A 23,337-nucleotide genomic window follows, 5' to 3' on the forward strand; every position below is an offset into this window, starting at 1 on the left:
CTGACGTGGGGTATGCCATGCCGGTCGCTATCCGGAGCAGATCCGTGCGCGGTCTGGAGGGGCCACGGAGGCAGCGCCCGGATTCAGGGTCGCAGAAGCACGATGCCGATGGTGCCCTGCAACTACCCGTCGAGGTCGCCAGGAGCGTTTCCAAATGAGCTTCGCTCCATGATCCGGTGATCCCTGCCGTGGATCAGCAACTCAACCTTTGCGCGCCTGGCTTTCTCCATGCCGGTAGCGATCGCATGATCCATCGAAGTGAATCGCTGCTGGTTGCCGGAGCGTCCTTCCGCTTCGACCGCCCAGCCGTTATGGGTAGGCACGACGTGGATATTCTTGCCTGGCATGGCGCTCTCCCGGAAATTGGCAGTATGAGTGTCTGCTCTGTCTCGCCTCCCAGGTATCGGGCGTCGTCTGACAAGGCCGTCGGATATCAGGAGGAACAACACAAGCCAGAAGCGACAACGCCCGCCAGGCACCATGGCGGGCGTGCTTCATGACGGGGACAGTGCGAAGGCGGGCTCAACTCATCTTGCCGAGGATCGCCTGCATTTCGTCGACATTGAATGCCCGCAGCGTCTGCGTGCGCACGTTGCCCAGCGCGCCGACCGCCAGGCCGAAGGCGGTCATGCTGGCATCATCCTGGGCCTCGACGGTCAGCACGATGTCGTATTTGCCCAGTGTCCAGAAGATGTCTTTCATCTGCACCCCGAAACGCGCGCCCATCTCGCGCACCGCGGCGGCGCGCTTGGTGGTGTCCTTGACGGCGCGGATGCCCTGGTCGGTGAAGCTGGCTAGCACGATGTAGCGGGTCATGGCGGGACCTCCGGTAAAGGATCGATCGAACGCCGTCCCGGCTGCGCGCACGCAAGCCATCGCCGCAAGCCGGGGCAGTGGTTCAGGACTCCCCGGCGCAGCACCGGGGTGCCTGAGCAACCCCATGCCGATGCATATCGCGCGCCAGCGGCCGTGGCGCGCCGCGTAGCGGGAGATGCCGCAGGGCCGGCCGCCGCGTGGCGGCGCGATGTGTATCAGCCCTGATACAGCGGCCCGCCTCAGTCCTGCGCCGGGCCGCTATCGCCGCCGTCCGGCGTATCCAGCGCGCGCATGTTGTCCAGCAGCTTCAGCAGGTAGTGCAGCGTATGCGTCAGGTCGTTGGTCGAGAACCCGTCCAGCGCCTGCTCGTAGTACTGCCGGATCTTCGGCTGCGCCTGGTGCAGCCACACCTCGCGGCCCGGCTCGCTCATCCGCACCAGCCGCGAGCGGCGGTCGCGCCCGTCCGGCGCCAGCGTCACGTGGCCGTCCCGTTCCATCCGGCTGACCAGGCCCGACAGATTCTGGCGGCTCACCATCAGGTAGCGCGCCAGGTCGCCGACGCTCATGCCATCGGCGGCTTCCGGACGCGACAGCGCGCCCAGCACCGCCCACTGCTGCGTCGTCAGGCCTTCGGCTTCGACCGCTCGCGACCCGGTTTTATGCAACATATTTGCGCATTGGTATAGGCGAAAGAACAGCCGGTTGGCCAGTTCCGCGCGGGCGCTGGCAGGGAGTGCGCCATTTTTGTCGGGGTTAACCATAGTCATTTCCATAGTATTGATGCCTTGCGCCAGCCGTCGACCGCTCCTATTATACGTCAATATATTTACGTAATTGACGGGGCAGGTGGCGGCGCATCGCCGGCACGATAGCACCGGAACCCTGAAAGGAGAACGGCTGTGCAAGGACTCGAAGGCAAGACGGTCATCGTGACCGGCGGTGGTGGCGGTATCGGCGGCGCAACCTGTTTGCGCTTCGCGCGCGCCGGGGCGGCGGTCGGCGTGCTCGACCTGAACCCGGAGGCAGGCGAACGCGTGGCGGCGCAGATCCGCGATGCCGGCGGCCGCGCATTGTCCGTGCGCTGCGACATTACCGATCGCGCCAGCGTCGACGCCGCGGTGGCTGCGGTGGAGCAGGAGCTGGGCCCGATCGACGTGCTGGTCAACAACGCCGGCTGGGACGTGTTCCGCCCGTTCGTCAAGACCGAGCCGGCGCAGTGGGAGCGGCTGATCGCCATCAACCTGACCGGCGCGCTGCATATGCACCACGCAGTGCTGCCCGGCATGGTGGCGCGCAAGCGCGGACGCATCGTCAATATCGCCTCCGATGCCGCGCGCGTGGGGTCTTCCGGCGAAGCGGTGTATGCCGCGTGCAAGGGCGGGCTGGTGTCGTTCTCCAAGACTATCGCGCGCGAGCATGCGCGCCACGGCATCACCGTGAACGTGGTGTGCCCGGGGCCGACCGAGACCGCGCTGTTCGAAGACTACAAGCAGGGCGCGGGCAACCCCGAAAAGCTGGTGGAAGCCTTCACCCGCTCGATCCCGCTGGGCCGCATCGGCCAGCCCGACGACCTGCCCGGCGCGGTGCTGTTCTTTGCCGGCGACGACGCGTCGTTCATCACCGGACAGGTGCTGAGCGTGTCGGGCGGCCTGACCATGAACGGCTGAGCGCAACCCATCCCGAACTGACAACGGAGACCACCATGCAATACGAAGACATCCGCTATGAAGTGCGCAACGGCGCGGCCTGGATCATCATCAACCGCCCGGAAAAGATGAACGCCTTCCGCGGCCGCACCTGCGACGAACTGATCCACGCCATCAACCGCGCCGGCTATGACCGCGAGATCGGCGCCATCGTGCTGGCAGGCGCCGGCGAGAAGGCCTTCTGCACCGGCGGCGACCAGTCCGCGCATGAAGGCCAGTACGACGGCCGCGGCACCATCGGCCTGCCGATGGAAGAGCTGCACAACGCCATCCGCGACGTGCCCAAGCCGGTGATCGCGCGCGTGCAGGGCTATGCCATCGGCGGCGGCAACGTGCTGTGCACGATCTGCGATTTCACCATCGCCTCGGACAAGGCGGTGTTCGGGCAGGTTGGCCCGCGTGTCGGCTCGGTCGATCCCGGCTATGGCACTGCGTTCCTGGCTCGCGTGGTCGGCGAGAAGAAGGCGCGCGAGATCTGGTACCTGTGCCGCCGCTATCCCGCCGCCGAGGCGCTGGCGATGGGGCTGGTCAATGCCGTGGTGCCGCACGAGCAGCTCGACGCCGAAGTGCAGAAGTGGTGCGACGAGATCCTGGAAAAGAGCCCGACCGCGATCGCCATCGCCAAGCGCTCGTTCAATATGGACACCGCGCACCAGGGCGGCATCGCCGGCATGGGCATGTACGCGCTCAAGCTCTACTACGACACCGAGGAATCGCGCGAGGGCGTGCGCGCCTTCCAGGAAAAGCGCAAGCCTGACTTCCGCAAGTACGCGAAGTGAATGGAGCCAGCGGAGACAGCCATGAATCCCTACCTTGACGAAGACCTGTCGGCGCTGGCCGAACATGCCCGCCGCTTTGCCGACGCCCGCGTCGCGCCCGGCTACCTGGAGCGCGACCGCACCCGCGTGCTCGACCGCGCGCTGATGCGAGAGATGGGCGAGATGGGCTTTATCGCGCCCGAGCTGCCGGAACAATACGGCGGGCAGGGCATGGGCTCGCTCGCGGCCGGTGTGATCCACGAAGCGGTGGCGCGCGCCGACCTGAGCCTGTCGTATATCAACCTGCTGGCCTCGCTGAACGGGCAGATCCTGGCGCATCACGCGCGGCCAGAGATCGCCGGCCCATGGCTGCAGCGCCTGACGCGCGGCGAAGCGCTGCTGGCGATCGCGCTGACCGAGCCGCGCGGCGGCTCGGACGCGGCCAGCCTGCGGCTGCGCATGGAACGCGATGGCGACCACTATGTGCTCAACGGCGAGAAGACCTCGATCTCCGCCGCCGACCAGGCCGATGCCGCGGTGGTGTTCGCACGCAGCGGTTCGGTCGAGGCGGGCGCGCGCGGCGTGTCGGCGCTGCTGGTGCCGATGGACCTCCCGGGCATCACGCGCAACCGCTTCGACTGCCACGGCCAGCGCGCCATCGGGCGCGGCTCGATCTTCTTCGAGAACGTGCGCGTGCCGGCGAGCCATCTGCTCGGCAAGGAGGGCGAAGGCTTTGTGCAGGTGATGCAGGGCTTCGATTTCTCGCGCGCGCTGATCGGCCTGCAGGTGCTGGCCGTGGCGCAGGCGGCGCTGGACGAGACCTGGGCCTACGTGGCCGAGCGCCAGGCCTTCGGCAAGCCGCTGTCGGCGTTCCAGGGCGTGTCGCACCCGCTGGCAGACTTCGAGACCCAGGTGCAGGGCGCGCGCCTGCTGTGTTTGCAGACGCTGTGGCTGAAGGACCGCGGCCTGCCGCATACCGCCGAAGCCGCCATGTGCAAGTGGTGGGCGCCCAAGCTGGCGTACGACGTGGTGCACCAGTGCCTGCTGTCGTTCGGCCACGGCGGCTATGACCGCGGCGTGATGGAGCAGCGCCTGCGCGACGTGCTCGGCTTCCAGATCGGCGACGGCACCGCGCAGATCATGAAGACCATCATCGCGCGCACACGCGCGGGGCGCGAAGCGGTACCGGCCTGACGCGCGCCCGACGCAACGACTGGCAGCACACAACAACGAGGAGACCGCCATGGATTTCGACGCCGTACTGATCGCGCCGCGCCGTGCCGCCAGCATTGCCGCCGGGCACTGGCAGGACCGTACCATCAACGACTATCTTGCCGAGTGCGTACGTGAGCGGCCCGACGCCCCCGCGTTGACCGCGCTCAGCATCGATCGTCAACACGTGACGCGCTTCACCTGGCAGCAGCTGGAGCGCATGGCCGACCGCGTGGCGGTGGGCCTTTCCCGCCTCGGCATCGTGGCCGGCGACGTGGTCTCATGCCAGCTGCCCAACGGCTGGCACCTGAGCGTGCTGTACCTGGCCTGCGCGCGCCTGGGCGCGGTGCTCAACCCGGTCATGCCGATCTTCCGCGAGCGCGAGCTGTCGTTCATGCTGGCGCACGCCCGGAGCAAGGTGGTGGTGGTGCCGAAGTTGTTCCGCGGCTTCGACCATGCGCAGATGCTGCGGGGTTTGCGTGAAGGGTTGCCTGCGCTGCGCCATATCGTCGTAGTGGATGGCGACGGCGACGACAGCTTCGAGGCGCTGCTGAGCGGCCCGTCCTGGGAAGACGCAGCCGATGCCGCCACCATCCTGCAGTGCAGCCGCCCGGGCCCGGACGACGTCACGCAGCTGATCTACACCTCCGGCACCACCGGCGAGCCCAAGGGCGTGATGCATACCGCGAACACGCTGTTCTCCAACATCGTCGCCTATGCCGGCCGGCTGCATCTCACCGGCGACGACGTGGTGCTGATGGCGTCGCCGATGGCACACCAGACCGGCTTCATGTACGGCCTGATGATGCCGGTGGTGCTGGGCGCGCATGCGGTGCTGCAGGACATCTGGGACCCGGCCCGCGCCGCCGCGCTGATCCGCGACGAGGGCGTGACCTTCACCATGGGCTCCACGCCTTTCCTCACGGACCTGGCGCGCGTGGTGGCCGAGTCCGGCGCGCCGGTGCCGAGCCTGCGCATCTTCCTGTGCGCGGGCGCGCCGATTCCGGGTGCGCTGGTCGAGCAGGCACGGCAGGCGCTGGGCGCGAAGATCGTATCGGCATGGGGCATGACCGAGAACGGCGCGGTCACCACGACGCTGCCGGAGGACAGCGACGAACGCGCGTCCACCACCGACGGCCGCCCGCTGCCCGGCGTGGCGATCCGGGTGGTCGATGGCACCGACACGGACGTGCCTGTCGGCGAGACCGGCCGGCTGCTGGTGCGCGCCTGCTCCAATTTCGGCGGCTACCTGAAGCGCCCGCAGCTGAACGGCACCGATGGCGATGGCTGGTTCGACACCGGCGACCTGGCCCGGCTCGATGCCGAGGGGTACCTGCGCATCGCCGGCCGCAGCAAGGACGTGATCATCCGCGGCGGCGAGAACATCCCCGTGCTGGAGGTCGAGACCTTGCTGTACCGCCATCCCGCGGTGGCGCAGGTGGCGATCGTCGCCTATCCCGACGAACGGCTGGGCGAGCGTGCCTGTGCCTTCGTGGTGCCGCGCGCCGGGCATGACTTCGATCACGCGGCGATGGTGGAATGGCTCAAGGGGCAGAAGATGGCGCTGCAGTACATCCCGGAAAAGCTTGTCGTGCGCGATGCGTTGCCGGCGACGCCGGCGGGGAAGATCCAGAAATTCAGGCTGCGCGATCTGTTGCGGGATGCGCTGTAGCACGATGCGCTAACCGTTGGTTTGCTCCCCTTTCCCGCTTGCGGGAGAGGGGCCGGGGGAGAGGGGCCGGGGGAGAGGGGCCGGGGGAGAGGGCCGGCGCGTGTCAAGCGCGCTTACCGTAACTCCCGCGTTGCCGCGCCAAGCGCCTCGCCAAACAACTCACCCACCAGATCCACCTCAGCCTCGTCAATGACCAGCGGCGGCAGGAACCGCACCGTCGCCCCATGGCGCCCGCCCAGCTCGACGATCAGCCCGCGCTGCAGGCATTCGCGCTGCATGGTACGCGCGAAGTCGCCATCGGCGGGGTACGCGCCGACCACGTCAGGGTCGGCACGCTCATCCACCAGCTCCACCCCAAGCATCAGCCCGCGCCCACGCACCTCGCCAATTGCGGCGAAGTCCGACTGCAGCTCGCGCAACCGTGTCGCGAGCCGCTGCCCCATGCCCTCGGCATGCGCCACCAGCCCTTGCGCAGCGATAGTGCGGATGGTGGCCGAGCCCGCCGCCATCGCCAGCTGGTTGCCGCGGAAGGTCCCGGCATGCGCGCCCGGCTGCCAGGCGTCGAGCGCGCCGTCGTAGATCACCACCGACATCGGCAGCCCGCCGCCGATCGCCTTGGACAGCACCAGCACGTCCGGCACGATGCCGGCATGCTCGAACGCGAAGGTGTGCCCGGTGCGGCCCAGCCCGGTCTGCACTTCGTCCAGCACCAGCGCGATGCCTCGCTCGCGCGTGATGCGGCGCAGTTCGCGCAGCCAGCGTGCCGGCGCGGGAATCACGCCGCCTTCGCCTTGCACCGCTTCTACCACCACCGCTGCCGGCGGCAACACGCCGGACTCGGGATCGGACAGCATCTGCCCGATATAGCGCAGCCCGGCATCGATGCCGGCTTCGCCGCGCAGGCCGAAGGGGCAGCGGTAGTCATACGGATAAGGCAGGAACTGCACGCTGGCGCCGAGCGCGCCCAGCGGCGCCTTGGGCCCCAGGTTGCCCATCAGCGCCAGCGTGCCGTGGGTCATGCCATGGTAGCCGCCGGCGAAGCTCAGCACGGTGTGGCGGCCGGTGGCGGTCTTGGCCAGCTTGAGCGCGGCTTCGATGCCGTCGGCACCGGTCGGGCCGCAGAACTGGATGCGCGCGCGCGCGGCGAACTCGTCCGGCAGCAGGCCGAACAGGTCGTCGATAAAGCGGTCCTTGACCGGCGTGGCCAGGTCCAGCGTATGCAGCGGCAGGCCGCTGTCGAGCGTGTCGCGCAGCGCGCGCACCACCGCCGGGTGGTTGTGGCCGAGCGCGAGCGTGCCGGCACCCGCCAGGCAGTCGATGAAGAGCTGGCCGCTGGTGTCGCGCAGGTACACGCCGTAGCCCTGTTCCAGCGCCAGCGGGATGCGGCGCGGATACGAGCGGGCGTTGGATTCGCGGGCGCACTGGCGCTGCAGGTAGGCATTGTCGTCGAGCCGGATCGGCGCTTGCCGGGCAAAGGCGCCGGCCGAGAACGGCGCGGGTTGGCCATGGGCGAGCGTGGCGAGCGAGGGAGGCGTCATGGTGTCGTTCCTAGCGGAGGGCGTTGATACAGGGGCGTTGGGGGCGTTGACTGCAAGGACTGGATCAAGGGTTGGCGCTGGCGCACCGCGGCGGGTATTGCCGTTGCACGACGCGCACCGCCGCGAGCGGCGTGGCCAGGCATGCCACATAGCGCGAACCGCCGCCGGCATCGTGCAGATACCAGACACCCGCGCCGGCGCGCGCCAGCGGCGGCACGCATCCGGCGCTGCCGGGCGGCGCCACGCGCACCGCTTGCGGCGACGCCGACAGGCCGGTGCCGAGCGCCTTGCTGCACGCTTCCTTGGCGGTCCAGAGCCGCAGGAAGCCGAGCATGGCGTGCTCCGGCTGCCGCTGCGCCAGCCCGGCAAGCCAGTGCATTTCATCGGGCGCGCAGGCGACGGCGGCGCTGTCGCGCCAGTCCGCCCAGGCCATGCCGGCACGCCAGGCTTCGATGTCGATGCCGACCGGCGCGCGCGACAGCGCGATCACCGCGCGCGCGCCGCTGTGGCTGACGTTGAAGTGCAGGGGCGGGTTCTCCGGGGCCGTGGCCAGCACGGGCTTGCCGAAGGCGTTGGCGGCCAGCGGGACGGCGGCGGGCGGCAGGGCCAGGCAGCCGCCCAGCAGCGTGCGCAAGGCCGCGCGCGCCGCGGTAAAGCGGTTGCGGTCGGCGGCCTGGCGAAACGCGGCGGCGCGGGCGTGCTCGTCAGCAGAAAGCACGGTGGGATCCACCGGCGCATCGGCCGCCACGTGCCACACGTGGATGTCGCCGTGCGACGGTGCGGCGAAGTCAGGCAAGCGCATGGCCGGCTTCTCCGCTGAGCGGCGCGGTGCCAAGCACTGCCTGAGCAACGGCATCCAGCACCGCGGGCGCCGCTTCGTGCAGGAAGAAGTGCCCACCCGCGAAGACCTGCTGGCGGCAATCGTGCAGGGTTTCGTCGCGCCAGGCTGCCAGCGTGGCGGGCGGCGCGTGGACATCGTCCTGGCCGCCCAGCACGGTGATCGGGCAGCCCAGGCGCGGGCCGCGGACGTAGCGCCAGCGCTCGCACAGCGCGATGTCGGCACGCAGCACCGGCAGGAAGAACGCCAGTGCTTCCGGGGTTTCGCGGATCTCGGCCGGCATGCCGCCCATCCCCGCGATGACGTCGGCGAAGGCGCCGTCAGGCAGCGTGCTGAACGGCGGCCGCGCCGACGGCAGCGCCGGCGCGCCTCGTCCGGACACAACCAGCGCCGTGGGCGCAAGGCCGTGCACGGTCTCGAGCACGCGCGCGGTCTCGAAGCCGAGCAGGGCGCCCATGCTGTGCCCGAACAGCGCAAAGCGCGGCGCCTTGGTGCGCGCCGCGCGTGCGATCGCCGCCGCCAGCGCCGCGGCCAGTTCCTCGATCGAAGCCGCATGCGCCTCGGCCGTGCGCATGCCGCGTCCGGGCAGGCATACCGGCGCCAGCTCCACCTGCGCGGGCAGCGCGTCGCGCCACCCGTGGTACGCGGTATGGCCGGCGCCCGCATAGGGCAGGCAGTACAGGCGCACGCGCGTAGCCTCTGCATTCGTGGCATCGCCTGCCCGTCCGGGCATCACGGCAAACCAGCGCTCGCGCCCAGGCTGCGGCGCGCTCATGCGCCAGCCAGCGCGCGCTGCAGGCTGAGCGGGCGCATGTCGGTCCAGACCGTGTCGATATGGGTCAGGCACTCGTCGCGATTGCCCTGGAATCCGGTGCTTTTCCATCCTGCCGGGACGGGCTTGTAGTCGGGCCAGATCGAGTACTGGCCTTCTTCATTGCGGACGACGTGGAAACGCGTGTCGGGGTGGTCCCAGCTCATGGCAATGCTCCTCTGGTGGTGTGGAAACGCCATCGCGGCGCAGGCAAGCAAGTCCGCCGCGATGGCGTCGCGAACGGTCGCGATGATTCGTCGGTCAATATCGTAAATGATAATGATTTGTATTTCCATTCGTAAATTATTCCGCTACACTCGCTTCACACTTTCAATGTGCAGACATGGTTCGCGAGGCTGCCCCCGTTGGCCTCCATTGACTCCCAGGCCGCAACCGGCCTCGCGAACGCACCCGTAGAGGCAACAGGGATATGGACACGACCAGTACCATCGCCGACCTCAGGGCGGACCACCGCGCCGCTGCCGGCGTGGCTACCGCCGCAACCTCAGCCACCTCGGCAAGCAACGCCGGGGCAGGCGGACTGCGTATCGCCCCGCTGTCCGCGCAAGGCGCGCTGCCGCTGGTGGTCAAGCCGGACGGCGGCACCGACTGGCGCGGCCAGTTCCATGCCATGGCGGCGATTGCCGCCGAGCAGTTGCCGCGCGTCGGCGGCGTGCTGTTCCGTGGCTTTCATTTCGATGACGACACCGCGTTCCGCGCCTTCGCCAGCGCCTTCGGCCATCCGCTGCTGAGCTACGAGTTCGGCTCCACGCCGCGCTCGCAGGTCAGGGAGGGCGTCTACACCTCGACCGAATACCCGGCGCACCAGGTGATCCCGCTGCATAACGAGCAGTCGTACACGCTGCAGTGGCCGATGAAGATCTGGTTCCACTGCGTGCAGCCGAGCGAATCCGGCGGCGAAACGCCGATCGCCGACAGCCGCCTGGTCTACCAGCGCCTCGACCCAGCCATCCGCGAGCGCTTTGCGCAACGCCGGCTGATGTACGTGCGCAACTACGGCAACGGCCTCGACCTGAGCTGGCAGCGCGCCTTCAACACCGAAGACCGCGCGCAGGTGGAGCGCTTCTGCCGCGCGCAGCGGATCGAGTTCGAATGGAAGCCCGACGGCGAGCTGCGCACGCGCCAGCTGTGCCAGGCGGTCGCGCGCCATCCCGTGACCGGCGAGATGGTGTGGTTCAACCAGGCCCACCTGTTCCATGTGTCCAACCTGGCGCCGCACGTGCGCGAGACCTTGCTGGACGTGGTCGGCAGCGTCGACGAACTGCCGCGCAACGTCGTCTACGGCGACGGCGCACCGCTGGAAGACGATGCGCTGGCCTCGATCCGCGCCACGCTGGACCAATGCACGGTGCGCTTTCCCTGGCAGCAGGGCGACGTGCTGATGCTCGACAACATGCTCGCCGCCCACGGGCGCGGCACCTTCACCGGCGCGCGCCGCGTGATCGTCGCCATGGCCGAGCCCGCGCCGCCCGGACTGGGCTGAGGCGCGCTTCCCGTCTGATCACTCCTGGCCGGGCTGGCTGCGCCTGCCCGGCGGGGACCTGTCATCTCCAACGCTTTCGCCATGTCGTCTTCCGAAGCTCCCTTGCCGGCCGAAACTGGCGCCCTGATGCGAACCCTGCGCGCCGAAGGCGTGCGCCTGCGCCTGCATGACGGGCGCTGGCGCGTGGCTGGCGACAGCGCGGCCGGCACCGATGCGCAGCAGGCCGCGGCCGGGCTGCTGGCAACCCGCGCCGCCGAGGCCGATGCGTGGCTGGCCGCGCATCCCGGCTACTTCGACCGCTATCCCGCCGGCCCCGGCCAGCTCGCGCTGCTGGCGTTTCATCGCCGCCATCCGCACAGCGCCGCCTACAACATGGTGTTCGCGATCGAGGTGCCGGCTGGCCTGCGCTTTGAGCTGCTCGAACAGGCGGTGCGCCACGTGGTGGACTGCCATGAGGCGCTGCATAGCGGCTTTATCGAGGAAGACGGCGAGATCGTGATGGCACGCCCCGCGGGCTTTGCCGCGGAGGTGTCGCTGACGCGTGCCGACGGCCTCGATGAAGCGGGCCTGCACGCCTGGTTCGAGCGCGAAGCCGACGAACCGTTCGACCCCGATGCGGGGCAGGTCTGCCGTTTCCGCTTCCTCGTCTCGCGCCAGCCGGGCGGCGCCGACCGCATGTGGATGTGCGCGGGCATGCACCATATCGCCGGCGACTACCTCGGGTTCGAGCTGGTCTGCGACCAGATCTTCGCCACCTACGAGGCGCTGTGCGCCGGCGCAGCGCCGATGGCGTCGCAAAGCGGCCGCTACCGCGACTGGCTTGCGCGCCAGCGGCAACTGCTGGCAGGCCCGCGCGGCGCTTCGCTGCGCGCGTACTGGGAAGGCGTGCTTGAAGACGCGCCCGCGGCGCCGGCGATGCCCGGCACGCTGGACGCGGAATCGCGCCACCGCGGCGCCGAACTCGAATTCCGCCTCACGCCGCAGCAGACGGCAGGCCTGCGCGAGCTGGCAACGCAGCTGGAAGTCAGCCTCTTCGTGGTGATGCTGGCGCTGTTCAAGACGGTCGTGCACCGCGCCAGTGGCGAGGACGATTTCCTGATCGGCACGCCGACGGCGGGGCGATCAGGCGCACAGTCCGCCGACCTGATCGGCTTTACGCTGAACACGGTGCCGCTGCGCGCAGACTTCTCCGCCAATCCGGCCTTTGCCGCGGTGGTGCGCGACTGCGCCCGGCAGATGCGCGGCGCGCTGCGCCACCAGCAATATCCGCTGGCGCGCATGGGCGGGGAGGGGCCGCTGTTCCGGCATATGACCACCTTCGTGCCGGTGGGGCCGCGCAACGTGCTGGGCCGCTACCTGGTGCGCGAATACCTCGCCACCCAGCGCGGCGCAGCCAACGACATGAACCTGCGCTGGCAGGACGAGGGCGATCGCCTGCGCGGGCAATGGCGCTATGACGCCGACCGGTTCGACGCGCAGTCCGTCCAGCGCCTGATCGCCACGCTGCGCGCTGCGGTGGATGCTGTGCTCGACAACGCCGACGCGCGTGTCGGGGACCTGCCGCTGTATGAGGCGGCGGTGCTCTCCGATATGCGCGCTGGCCGCATCGAGCGGCACGCCACCGCGCTGGCGGCCTTCGAGGCCGGCGTGCGCGCGCATCCCGGGCGGCTCGCCGTCGATGCCGCCGATGCGCAATGCAGCTACGCCGCGCTCGATCGCGCCGCGACCGCGCTCGCCGCAAGCCTGCGCGACGGTGGCGTCCGGCCCGGCGATGTGGTCGGCCTGCTGCTGCCGCGCGGCGCGCGCATGGCTGCCGCCATGCTTGGCGCATGGAAGGCCGGCGCCGCCTTCCTGTGCCTGGACGCCGGCATGCCCGCCGCGCGGCTGGCGCAACTGGCCGCCGATGCGTGCCTTGCCGCCGTGGTGGGCGAGGGCGAGCGGCCGCAGTGGCTGGCGCAATCCACGCCGGGCGCAGCCTGGCATGTCGCCTCGCTCGCGAGCGAGGACACAACCGGCGCTGCCGCATGGCCCGCCGCCGCTCCGGCACAGCCCGCCTACCTGATCTACACCTCCGGCTCGACCGGCACGCCCAAGGCCGTGGTGGTCACGCAAGGCAACCTCGCGCATTACGCCGCCGGCGTGCTGCGCGCGCTGGCGCTGCCGGCAGGGTCGTCGCTGGCGTCGCTGTCCTCGGTGACGGCCGACCTCGGCCACACCGCATGGTTCGGCGCGCTGCTCGGCGGCCACACGCTGCGCGTGCTGGACGACGCGCTGGCGGAAGACCCCGAAGCGCTTGCCGAAGCCCTGGCAGCGCGGCCGGTCGATTGCCTGAAGATCGTCCCGTCGCACCTGCGCGCGCTGCTGGCGGTGGCCGATCCCGTGCGGCTGGTGCCGCGCCAGTGCCTGGTGTTCGGCGGCGAGGCGCTCGACGCGGCGCTGTTGGCGCGCGTGCAGGCGCTGCGCCCGGCATGCCGCGTGGTCAATCACTACGGCCCCACAGAAGCCACGGTGGGGTGCCTGACGCATGCGGTGCCTGACGCCGCTGTGGCGGGTCCAATTCCCGTCGGCCAGCCGCTTGCCGGCGTCAGCGCCTGCGTGCTCGACCGCCACCTGAACCGCGTGCCGCGTGGCGCGGTGGGCGAGCTCTATATCGGCGGCGCCGGCGTCGCCAGCGGCTACCTGCGCCGCCCCGCGCTGACCGCCGAGCGTTTTGTGCCGGACCCGTTCCAGCCGGGCGGCCGCTTGTACCGGACCGGCGACCGCGTACGCATGGACGAAGACGGCGCCATCGTCTTCCTCGGCCGCGCCGACGCACAGGTCAAGATCCGCGGCTTCCGCGTCGAGCCGGGCGAAGTCGAAGCCTGGCTGCGCCAGGCGCCGGGCGTGCGCGATGCCGTGGTGCTGGCGCTGCCGTCGCCGGCGGGCGAAGGGCTGCGGCTGGTCGCCTACCTGGTGGCCGACGCCGGCCTGGATCTCGATACCCTGCGCACCACCATGTCCGCCGCGTTGCCGGCGCCGATGCTGCCTGCCGCGTTCGTTGCGTGCGACGCCTTCGCGCGGCTGCGCAACGGCAAGGTCGATCGCAAGGCGCTGCCGCCCGTGCCCGGCGAGGCCGCGGCACCGGCGCAACCGGCACCGGGCGACGAGACCGAGGCGACGCTGGCGCGCCTGTGGGCAGGCGTGCTCGGACGCGAAAGCGTGGGCGCCGACGGCAACTTCTTCGCGCTCGGCGGCGATTCCATTCTTGGACTGCAACTGGTCGCGCAGGCGCGCAAGGCGGGCCTGCCTCTGACGCCCAGGCTGCTGTTCGCGCATCCCACGCCGGCGGCGCTGGCTGCCGTGCTGCGTGCGAACGCGGCGCCAGCCGCCGCACAGGCGGCCGCCATCGAACAGATGCTGGCGGGATTGTGGCGCGAAATCCTGCAACGCGAGCAGATCGACCGCGATGCGGATTTCTTCGCGCTCGGCGGCGATTCCATCCTGGCGCTGCAGATCGTCGCCAGGGCGCGCGCGCAGCAGCTGGTGCTCGCGCCCAAGGACCTGTTCGCGCACCCGACGCTGGCACGCCTGGCGGTCCATCTCGCCGCGCGCGAGAAAACTGCCAGCGCAGCCGCAACGCCAGCGGCTGCGCAGCCCTTTGCGCTGAGCGGCTGCGACACGCAGGCGCTGGAGCGTCTGCGCAGCCGAGCGGGCGACATCGAAGATGCCTATCCGCTGTCGCCCCTGCAGGAAGGCCTGCTGTTCCACCACCTGCGCGATGGCGGCAACGGTGCCTACGTCAACCAGCTGGTGCTGCAGGTCGAGGGTCCGCTCGACACCGAACGCATGGCCGCCGCCTGGCAGGCGCTGCTGGACGACCACCCGATCTTGCGTACCACCTTTGCCGCGGCAGGCGAAGCGGGCGGCGACCGCGCGCTGCAATGCGTGCATGCGCGCGCAAAGCTACCCGTGACAGTGGAAGACTGGCGCGGGGCCGGCGCGCAGGCGGCGCGGCTGGCGGAGTGGTGCCATGCCGACCGCTCGCGCGGCTTCGATCCCGCCGAGCTGCCGCTGATGCGGCTGGCGCTGCTGCGCACCGGCGACGCGGGCTGGTGGTTGGTCTGGAGCCGGCACCACCTGATCGTCGACGGCTGGGGCTCGGTGCAGTTGCTCGACGAGGCGCTGGCCCGCTATGCCGATCCGGCACATGCCCCGACGCCGCGCCGGCCGTACCGCGACTACATCGCCTGGCTCGCGGCACAGCCCGCATCCGCGCGGCAGGCCTTCTGGCGCGCTGCATTCGCCGGCCTGGCCGGCCCGACAGTGCTGCCGGGCATCGCACCCGCCAGCGCCCACGGGAAAACCGCGCCGCTTTGCCGTGACCTGGTCCTGCCGGCCGGCCTCGACGCCAGCCTGCGCGCGCTGGCCGCGGCGCACCGCGTCACGCTCAACACCGTGATGCAGGCCGCGTGGGGCATCGTGCTGTCGCGCCACGCCGGCAGCGACGATATCGTCTTCGGCGTGACCTCGGCCGGCCGCCCCGCGGGCCTGGAAGGCGCCGAGCGCATGCTGGGCGTGTTCATCAACACGCTGCCGTTGCGGCTGCGTCCGCAAGGCGCGCTGGCGGTGGCGGACTACCTGCAGGCGACCCAGCACGCCGCCGTGGCGATGCGCGAGTTCGAGCACGCCGCGCTCGCGGAGATCCAGGCTGAGTCCGGCATCGGCGGAGCCCTGTTCGATACGCTGATGGTGTTCCAGAACCTGCCCGACCTGGGCGACCGCGCGCGCGAGGTGGCCGGCCTGCGCCTGCGCCAGCATGACAACATCGAGCAGACCCACTACGGCCTGACGCTGGAGGTCATGCCCGACAGCCGCTTCACCATCCGCTTCACCTGCGATGCCTCGCGTGTGCAGGCGCACCGGCTGGCGCAATGGATGGACGCCTACGCCGCCGTGCTGGCGTCGCTGGCCGCCGGCATCGCGCACGTGGGCGCCGCCGACATGCTCGATGGCGCCACGCGCGCCAGGCTGCAGGCATGGAGCGCGAGCGACGACACCAGCGTGACGCTTGCCGCCTTGCAGGACGACTACGTGCGGCGGGTCGCGCGCCAGGTGGCTGCGCATCCGCGGCGTGTGCTGGCCCGCTGCGGCGCCGGGACGCTGACCTATGGCGACTGGTGGGAGCGCGCCGGCCGCGTCGCCAGCGGCCTGCGCGCCGCCGGCGTGCGCCCGGACGATCTCATCGCGGTGCTGCTGCCGCGCGGGCTGGACTGGCTGGTCGCGCTGGCCGGCATCCTGCGCGCCGGCGCGGCGTGGGTGCCGCTCGATGTCAGCCATCCCGCGGCACGCTGGCAGCAGGTGCTGGCGCAGGCCAAGGCAGCACAGGTCCTGACGGATGCATCCGGCGTGGCCGCGCTGGCCGCCGCCGGCATTGCCGGCGCCACGACGCTGCCCGCATTGGAAGCCGGGGCGGCGCCTGCGCCCGACCTGCCCGCGCATCCCGCGCAGCTCGCGTACGTGCTGTTCACCTCCGGCTCGACCGGCGTGCCCAAGGGCGCGATGGTCACGCGCACCGGCATGCTCAACAACATGCTGGCCAAGGCCGTGCCGCTGGGGCTGGGCGAGGGCGACGTGATCGCCCAGACCGCGCCGCCTTGCTTCGACATCTCGGTCTGGCAGGCGCTGGCCGCGCCGGTGTTCGGCGCAGGCGTGGAGATCATCGGCGACGACGTGGTGCGCGATCCGGCCGCACTCACCGCACTGCTGGCGCAGCGTGGCGTGACGCTGTTCGAGCCGGTGCCGTCGCTACTGCAGGCCATGCTCGACTGCCAGGACGCCGAGGGCCGCGCGGCGCCGCTGCCCGCGCTGCGCTGGGTGTTGCCTACCGGCGAGGCGCTGCCGCCTGCCACCGCGCTTGCCTGGCTGCGCCGCTATCCGGGCGTGCCGATGATGAACGCCTACGGGCCGGCGGAATGCTCGGATGACGTGGCGTTCCACCCCCTGCGCGCCGGCGCGCTGGCGCAGGCGGCACAAGCCACCGATACCGTGCCGATCGGCCGCCCCACCGCCAATGCCGTGCTGCAGGTGCTCGATGCCGACGGCAATCTTGCCGCGCCCGGCATGGTGGGCGAGATCGCGGTGGCCGGTGCCGGCGTCGGCCGCGGCTATCTGGCCGACCCGCGCCGCACCGCGGCGGCCTTTGTGCCCGATCCGACCGGCGCGCCGGGCAGCCGCCGCTACCTGACCGGCGACCTCGGCCGCTGGCGCGAAGACGGCGTGCTCGAATACATCGGCCGCAAGGACTTCCAGGTCAAGCTGCGCGGCTACCGCATCGAGCTGGGGGAGATCGAAGCCGTGCTCGCCGCGCATCTGGCGGTGCGCCACGCGCTGGTGACGGTGCACCGTGCCGCCGGCACCGAATGGCTGACCGCGTACTGGCAGCCCCAAGCCGGCCGCGCGCAGTCCGCGCATGGCGTCCTGGAAGCCGAGTTGTCTGCCAGCGTCGCCGCGCGGTTGCCCGCGTACATGGTGCCGTCCGCATGGGTGTGCATGCCGTCGTGGCCGCTCAATGCGAACGGCAAGATCGACCGCAAGGCGCTGCCCGCGCCGCAGGTCGTGGCGCAGGAGGGCGCACCGCCTGCCACGCCCGCCGAGCAAACCGTCGCCGGCATCTGGGAAGCGCTGCTGCCGGGCGCGCGCGTCGGCCGCGACAGCGATTTCTTCCGCCTGGGCGGCCATTCGCTGATCGCCACGCGCGTGGTGGCGCGGCTGCGCGCCGCCGGCCATGCGCAGGCCACGCTGCGCGATGTCTTCGAGGCGCCGGTGCTGCGCGACTTCGCCGCACGGCTGGATGGCGCCACGCCAGCGGTGGTGATGCCCGCGCTGGTTCCAGTACCGCGCTCCGCGCGCATGCCGGTATCGCTGGCGCAGCAGCGGCTGTGGCTGGTCGAACGCCTGCAGGGCAACGCCGCAGCGGCCTACAACATGGCCGGGGCGCTGCGCCTGCGCGGGCCGCTGGACCTGGCCGCGCTGCGCCAGGCGCTGGCAGCGGTGGCGGCGCGCCACGAGATCCTGCGCACCGCCTATCCCGACGACGATGGCGAGCCCTACGCACGCATCGATGCCGCCGCCGACATCGGCCTGCCCCTGATCGACCTGCAGGCGCTTGCGCCCGAAGCGCGCGAAGCGGCACTGCGCGAGGCCATGCGGGAGCACGCAGCGCGCCCGTTCGACCTCGGCCACGCGCCGCTGTGGCGCACCACGCTGCTGCGCTGCGCGCCGCGGGAACACGTGCTGCTGGTCGCCATGCACCATCTGGTGTCGGACGGCTGGTCGGTCGGCCTGCTGGTCAACGAGATCACCCGCGGCTACCGGCACGCGCTGGCGCCGGAACAGCTCGCGCCGCTGCCGCCGCTGGCGCTGCAATACGCCGACTATGCCGCGTGGCAACGCGACTGGCTGCGCGGCGCCGCGCTGGAGCGGCTCACCGCTTACTGGCGCGGCGCGCTTGCCGGCGCACCGGCGGCGCTGGCATTGCCGGCCGACCACGCCCGCCCGCCAGTGGCGCGCATGGAAGGCGACGCCGTCGCGCTGCGGATCGACGGCGAGCGCATGGCGCAGGTGCATGCGCTGGCGCGCGCCGAGCAGGTCACGCCTTTCATCGTGCTGCTGGCGAGCTTCCAGTGCTGGCTGCACCGCGCGACCGGCATGGACGACCTGTTGCTCGGCACCGACGTCGCCGGCCGGCACGACGCCGCGCTCGAGCCGCTGATCGGCTTCTTCGTCAACGTGCTGCCGCTGCGCTCGCGCCGCATCGCCGGCGCCAGCTTCCGCGACGTGCTGGCGGCATGCCGGCGCGACGTGCTGGCCGCGTTCGAGCATGAGGGCTTGCCGTTCGACCGCATCGTCGAGGCGGCGGGCGTGCCGCGCGACCGCAGCCGCAACCCGCTGGTGCAGGCGCTGTTTGTGCTGCAGAACACGCCGGCCGGACAGTTGGGCATGCCTGGCGTGGAGGCCGGCATGCTGCCGCCCATCGAGCGCACGTCGAAGTTCGACATGGCGCTGTTCCTGGAGCCCGAGAGCGAACAGGAAGCGGCGCCGCTGCGCGGCGACTGGGTCTTTGCCAGCGCGCTGTTCGAATCCGCCACCGTGGCGCGCTTTGCCGCCGAATGGCTGGCCACGCTGGCAGCGCTGCTGCGCGCGCCGGACCAGCCCGCCGACCGCGTCACCGCAGACGCCCCGGGCGCCGCGCGCCCGTCCCAACCGAAACCCGAGGAGTCCCGAACCATGGAAACCAGCCAACGCATGGCGGCCAAGCTCGACCAGCTCAAGTCGCTGGCCCGGCCGCGCCCGGCCGCGGCCGCTGTGCCAGAGGCGGCCGTTGCCGACCCCGCCAGCCAGGTGCGGCTGCGCCCGCTGCGCGCAGGCGAAGTCTTCCCCATCGTGATCGAGCCGGTAGTGCCGGGCCTGGACCCGGTGGCGTGGGCCGCGCGCTCGCGCGAGCTGGTCGGCGCGACGCTGCACCGGCACGCCGGCATTGTCTTCCGCGGCTTCGACCTGCCCAACCCGCAGGCCTTCGAAGCCTTCGCCGAAGCCATGCACCCGGGCCTGTATGGCAGCTACGGCGACCTGCCCAAGAAGGAGGGCGGGCGCAACACCTACCGCTCCACGCCTTACCCCGAGCGCCAGATGATCCTGTACCACAACGAAAGCGCGCACCTCGAGCGCTGGCCGCGCAAGCAGTGGTTCTTCTGCGAGCTGCCCTCTGCCGTGGGCGGCGCCACGCCGATCGTCGACTGCCGCGAACTGCTGCGCCGCCTGCCGCCCGCGCTGGCCGAGGAGTTCGCCAGCAAGCAGCTGATGTACGTGCGCACCTTCACGCCGCGGCTGGACGTGGACTGGCGCGACTTCTACAAGACCGGGGACCGCGCCGAGGTCGAGGCGCGCTGCCGCGCCGCCGGCATCGACTGCCGCTGGCTGGACGGCGACGTGTTGCAGACGCGCACCGTATGCCCGGCCATCGTCAGCCACCCGGTCACCGGCGAGCGCAGCTTCTTCAACCAGGTGCAACTGCACCACGTCTCGTGCCTGGAGGCCGACGTGCGCGAAGACCTGCTCGAGATGGTCGGCCTGGAGCGCATGCCGCGCCACGTGATGTTCGGCGACGGCACGCCGATTCCCGACGAGGCCATGGCGCTGATCGGCGAGCTGTATGAAGCCTGCGCCGTGCGCTTCGACTGGCAGCGCGGCGATGTGGTGATGCTTGACAACATGCTGGCCGCGCATGCGCGCGATCCCTATGAAGGCCCGCGCAAGATCGTGGTGGCGATGGGCGACATGTTCGACCGCAAGCAGCCGGACGCCCAGCTTGTCGCCGCGCGCCCGCAGGAGAACGTGGATGCCTGAGATGCACGACGCCTGGAGTCCGACTCCCGAACAACAGGCCGCCTGGCGGCAATGGCGCAATGCGCCCGCGCCGCACGCGCACGTGGCGCGCATCGCGCTGGCTTGCCAGCCAGAGCCAGCCGCGGTGGACGCCGCGCTGGCCGTGCTGCGCAAACGCCATGACGTGCTGTGCATGGCTTATATCGACGATGGCAGCCAGCCGGTGGCATGCGTGCCGCAGGGCGCCAACGGCGCGGCCACCATCATCGTCGCGGACGGCGACGCGCTGGCGCTGCCGGCGCTCGATCCGGCGCGGGGCGACGTGCTGCGCGCCTGCCTGTGCCCGCTGGCCAGCGGCGGTGCCACGCTGTGGCTGCTGGCCAGCCCGCTGGCGGCAGACCGAAGCAGCGTGCTGCGCCTCGCCGAAGCCCTGCGCGCCGCCCTGGAAACCACCGCCGCGGACGACGCCGAGCCGCCGCTGCAATACGCCCAGTATGCCGACTGGCAGGCGGGCGCGTGCCTGGGCGAGGACGGTACCGGCGACGCCGGCCGCCGCTACTGGCAAGCTCAGGCGGCCGGGCTGCCCGCGCCGCTGCGCTTGCCCGACGCGCTCGCTGCTGCCTCAGCCACGCCCGCCGAAAGCTGGCGCCACACGCTGCACGCCGCGCACCGCCAGGCGCTGGACGCGACCGCGCGCCAGCTCGGCAGCACGCCCGAGCGCGTGCTGCACGCCGCATGGTGGAGCATGCTGGCGCGCCTGTGCGCGCAGCCGGCATTCAGCGCCACATGGCTGCACGACTGCCGCCGCGATTACGGCGTGATGGCCGGCGCCGCCGGCGTGTTCGTCAAGGCGCTGCCGCTTGGCGTGCAATGGGATGACGAAGCCAGCCTGCGCAGCCACTGGCAGGCGTGGCTGTCGACGCTGGATGGCCACGCCGCGTGGCAGGAAGCGTGGCTGCCCGGTGATGCCGGCCCGCGCATCGGGTTTGCGGTATCGCCATTGCCCGCCGACGGGATCGCGCTGGCCAGTCCGGCGTGGCCGGGCTTCGATTTGGTGTGCGAGGCACTGGACGACGGTCAGGGCATGGCCGCGCTGGCGCTGCATGCGCAAGCCGGCGCGCTGCATCCGCGCGTGGCGCCATGGCTGCTGTCCCATCTCGCCGCGTTGATCGGCGCGCTGCCCGCCGCACTGGATGCGCCGCTGCCGTCGCTGTGGTGGCCGTCCGACGATACCTTGCGCGTGCCGCAATGCTGGACCGGCGACATGCCGGCAGCGGCGGGCGACTCGCTGCTGCACCGCATCGCAGAGCATGCACGCAACACGCCGGCGGCGCCCGCGCTGGATGCCGCCGATCTCGCACTCGACTATGCCGGCCTGCAGCGCACGGTGCACGCCGCCGCGCAACGGCTGCGCGCGCTCGGCGTCGGCCCCGGCACGCGCGTGGCGCTGGCATTGCCGCGCAGTGGCGCGCTGGTGGCCAGCCTGCTGGCGGTATGGGCCGCCGGCGGCGCCTATGTACCGCTCGATCCGGCCTGGCCGCAGGCGCGGCGCCGCAGCGTGCTGGCGCAGGCAGCGCCGGTGCTGACGATCGCGCAGCAGGCGTCGGCGGACGACGAGACCGTGGTCAGTGCCGATGCGTTGCTGGCCACGGCGGCGTCAGCAGCAGAGGCTGCGGTCACTGTCGATCCTGGTGCCGCCGCCTACGTGCTGTTCACTTCCGGCTCCACCGGCGAACCCAAGGGCGTGGTGATTGGCCACGCGCAGATCAGCCACTACACCGCGGCGGCTTGCGATGCGCTGTCGCTGTCGTCGTGCCAGCGCTTCGGCCTGACGTCGTCGGTAGCCGCGGACCTCGGCAACACCACGCTGTTCGCCGCGCTGTGGCAGGGGCGCTGCCTGGTGGTGGCCGGCGATGACGACATGGCCCACCCCGCGGCCTTTGCCCGCTACCTGCGCGGCCGCGCGGTCGATGCCATCAAGATCGTGCCGTCGCACCTGGCGGCGCTGCTGGAAACGGAAGCGCCCGCGGTGCCGGCCACCGTCATCCTTGGCGGCGAGCCGCTGCCGGCCAGCCTGGTCGGCACGCTGCGCCGCCACGCGCCCGGCTGCCGCATCTTCAACCACTACGGCCCGACCGAAACCACCATCGGCGTGATGGTCCATGCGCTGGGCGCAGACATGCCGGCTTGGGCAGGCGGCAACGCACCGCTTAGCCGCGCGCTGGGTGCGACCCGCGTGCGCCTGCTCGACGATGCGCTGCGGCCGGTGCCGGCCGGTGTAGCCGGGCAGCTTTACGTCGGCGGCCCGCAACTCGCACACGGCTACTTGGGCCGGGCGGACCTCGATGCGGCGGCGTTCGTCGACGATCCCTTCGTTGCCGGCGAACGGCTGTACCGCACCGGCGATCTCGCGCGCGCCACGCCCGCCGGGCTGCAACTGCTGGGCCGCGCCGACCAGCAGGTCAAGATCCGCGGCATCCGCGTCGAGCCCGCGGAGGTCGAAGCCGCGCTGCTGGCGCAGCCGGCGGTCGCGCAGGCAGCGGTGTGCGCAGTGGCGGGACCCGGCGGCGAGGCTGTGCTGTGTGCCTTCCTCGTGCCGGCAGCCGGCAGCGGCATCGACGCCGCCGCGCTGCGCCACACGCTGGCCGCGATGCTGCCTGACGCGATGGTGCCGGCGCGCTTCGTCCCGCTGCCCGCGCTGCCGCGCCTGCCCAATGGCAAGACCGACCGCGTCGCGCTGCGCGGACTGGTTCCCGCCGACAGTGCGCCAGCTCCCGTCGCAGCGCCGGCATCGGACGCGGTGGAAGCCCTGGTGTGCGCGTTGATGGCCGGGTTGCTGGAACAGGGCCAGGTCGACCCGCATGCCGATTTCTTTGCCCTCGGCGGCCATTCGCTGCTGGTGATCAAGCTGGTCGCGCGGCTGCGCCGCCGGCTGCAGGTGGAGATTGCCCCCGGCCTGTTGTTCGACCATCCGACCGCGCATGCGCTGGCCGCTGCCGTCAGGCAGGAAGCTGCGGACGATGACCTCGACAAGCTGGCGCACATGGCACTGGCCGCTGCTGCACCGCATGCGCAGGCCGTGGTGCCGGCGTAATCGCTCCCTGAAATCCATTGACAGG

The 23,337-nt window shown here is 71.2% G+C and carries 14 protein-coding genes; 7 read left to right on the forward strand and 7 right to left on the reverse strand.

The genetic code is table 11. From position 1 onward, the window contains the following. Window positions 1-122 precede the first annotated feature (122 nt). From ACAD63_RS25505 to ACAD63_RS25515, 3 genes are all read right to left on the reverse strand, one after another. Complete coding sequence (locus ACAD63_RS25505) at window positions 123-347, reverse strand: DUF2188 domain-containing protein (protein ID WP_133094407.1); 225 nt, start codon at window positions 345-347, stop codon at window positions 123-125. A gap of 175 nt (window positions 348-522) precedes the next feature. After that, the gene (locus ACAD63_RS25510; RefSeq protein ID WP_133094408.1) at window positions 523-816 is read right to left on the reverse strand and encodes a GYD domain-containing protein; all 294 of its coding nucleotides are present in this window, start codon (window positions 814-816) and stop codon (window positions 523-525) included. A 239-nt stretch (window positions 817-1,055) separates the two neighbouring features. Next, window positions 1,056-1,577 carry a MarR family winged helix-turn-helix transcriptional regulator gene (locus ACAD63_RS25515; protein WP_434034541.1) on the reverse strand — a complete coding sequence of 174 codons (522 nt, stop codon included), beginning with the start codon at window positions 1,575-1,577 and terminating at the stop codon, window positions 1,056-1,058. Window positions 1,578-1,715: 138 nt separating this feature from the next. Here ACAD63_RS25515 and badH point away from each other — a divergent pair, with 138 nt between their 5' ends. The 4 genes from badH to aliA are packed head-to-tail and all read left to right on the forward strand — an operon-like array spanning window position 1,716 to window position 6,164. Beyond that, on the forward strand, window positions 1,716-2,483 hold the full coding sequence (gene badH / locus ACAD63_RS25520) for a 2-hydroxycyclohexanecarboxyl-CoA dehydrogenase (RefSeq protein ID WP_133094410.1): 768 nt from the start codon (window positions 1,716-1,718) through the stop codon (window positions 2,481-2,483). 35 nt (window positions 2,484-2,518) lie between these two features. Next, window positions 2,519-3,301 carry a 2-ketocyclohexanecarboxyl-CoA hydrolase gene (gene badI / locus ACAD63_RS25525; RefSeq protein ID WP_133094411.1) on the forward strand — a complete coding sequence of 261 codons (783 nt, stop codon included), beginning with the start codon at window positions 2,519-2,521 and terminating at the stop codon, window positions 3,299-3,301. 21 nt (window positions 3,302-3,322) lie between these two features. Further along, window positions 3,323-4,474: a cyclohexanecarboxyl-CoA dehydrogenase gene (gene aliB, locus ACAD63_RS25530; protein ID WP_135702903.1), complete on the forward strand. Its 1,152-nt coding sequence runs from the start codon at window positions 3,323-3,325 to the stop codon at window positions 4,472-4,474. Between the two features lie 49 nt (window positions 4,475-4,523). Then, window positions 4,524-6,164, forward strand: a complete 1,641-nt coding sequence (gene aliA / locus ACAD63_RS25535) for a cyclohexanecarboxylate-CoA ligase (RefSeq protein WP_133094413.1) — start codon at window positions 4,524-4,526, stop codon at window positions 6,162-6,164. A gap of 113 nt (window positions 6,165-6,277) precedes the next feature. On the opposite strand, the gene ACAD63_RS25540 is transcribed toward aliA, so the two are convergent. The 4 genes from ACAD63_RS25540 to ACAD63_RS25555 form a co-directional block, all read right to left on the reverse strand. After that, entirely contained in the window at window positions 6,278-7,702 is a 1,425-nt protein-coding gene (locus ACAD63_RS25540) for a diaminobutyrate--2-oxoglutarate transaminase (RefSeq protein WP_135702901.1), read from the reverse strand. 64 nt (window positions 7,703-7,766) lie between these two features. After that, the gene (locus tag ACAD63_RS25545) at window positions 7,767-8,504 is read right to left on the reverse strand and encodes a 4'-phosphopantetheinyl transferase family protein (protein ID WP_167884546.1); all 738 of its coding nucleotides are present in this window, start codon (window positions 8,502-8,504) and stop codon (window positions 7,767-7,769) included. Further along, window positions 8,491-9,315, reverse strand: a complete 825-nt coding sequence (locus ACAD63_RS25550) for a thioesterase II family protein (RefSeq protein WP_434034542.1) — start codon at window positions 9,313-9,315, stop codon at window positions 8,491-8,493. The genes ACAD63_RS25545 and ACAD63_RS25550 overlap by 14 nt, the downstream gene beginning before the upstream one ends. Beyond that, entirely contained in the window at window positions 9,312-9,647 is a 336-nt protein-coding gene (locus ACAD63_RS25555) for an MbtH family protein (RefSeq protein WP_434034543.1), read from the reverse strand. The genes ACAD63_RS25550 and ACAD63_RS25555 overlap by 4 nt, the downstream gene beginning before the upstream one ends. A 134-nt stretch (window positions 9,648-9,781) precedes the next feature. Between ACAD63_RS25555 and ACAD63_RS25560 the strand changes: the two genes are divergently transcribed. The 3 genes from ACAD63_RS25560 (at window position 9,782) to ACAD63_RS25570 (ending at window position 23,312) form a co-directional block, all read left to right on the forward strand. Continuing rightward, window positions 9,782-10,855, forward strand: a complete 1,074-nt coding sequence (locus ACAD63_RS25560) for a TauD/TfdA family dioxygenase (RefSeq protein WP_135702898.1) — start codon at window positions 9,782-9,784, stop codon at window positions 10,853-10,855. A gap of 126 nt (window positions 10,856-10,981) precedes the next feature. Next, window positions 10,982-20,239: an amino acid adenylation domain-containing protein gene (locus tag ACAD63_RS25565; RefSeq protein WP_434034544.1), complete on the forward strand. Its 9,258-nt coding sequence runs from the start codon at window positions 10,982-10,984 to the stop codon at window positions 20,237-20,239. Further along, window positions 20,232-23,312: an amino acid adenylation domain-containing protein gene (locus ACAD63_RS25570; RefSeq protein WP_434034545.1), complete on the forward strand. Its 3,081-nt coding sequence runs from the start codon at window positions 20,232-20,234 to the stop codon at window positions 23,310-23,312. Before ACAD63_RS25565 ends, ACAD63_RS25570 begins: the two co-directional genes overlap by 8 nt. Window positions 23,313-23,337 lie beyond the last annotated feature (25 nt).

This window comes from Cupriavidus sp. a3 (assembly GCF_051015765.1).
GTDB classification, from domain to species: domain Bacteria; phylum Pseudomonadota; class Gammaproteobacteria; order Burkholderiales; family Burkholderiaceae; genus Cupriavidus; species Cupriavidus oxalaticus_A.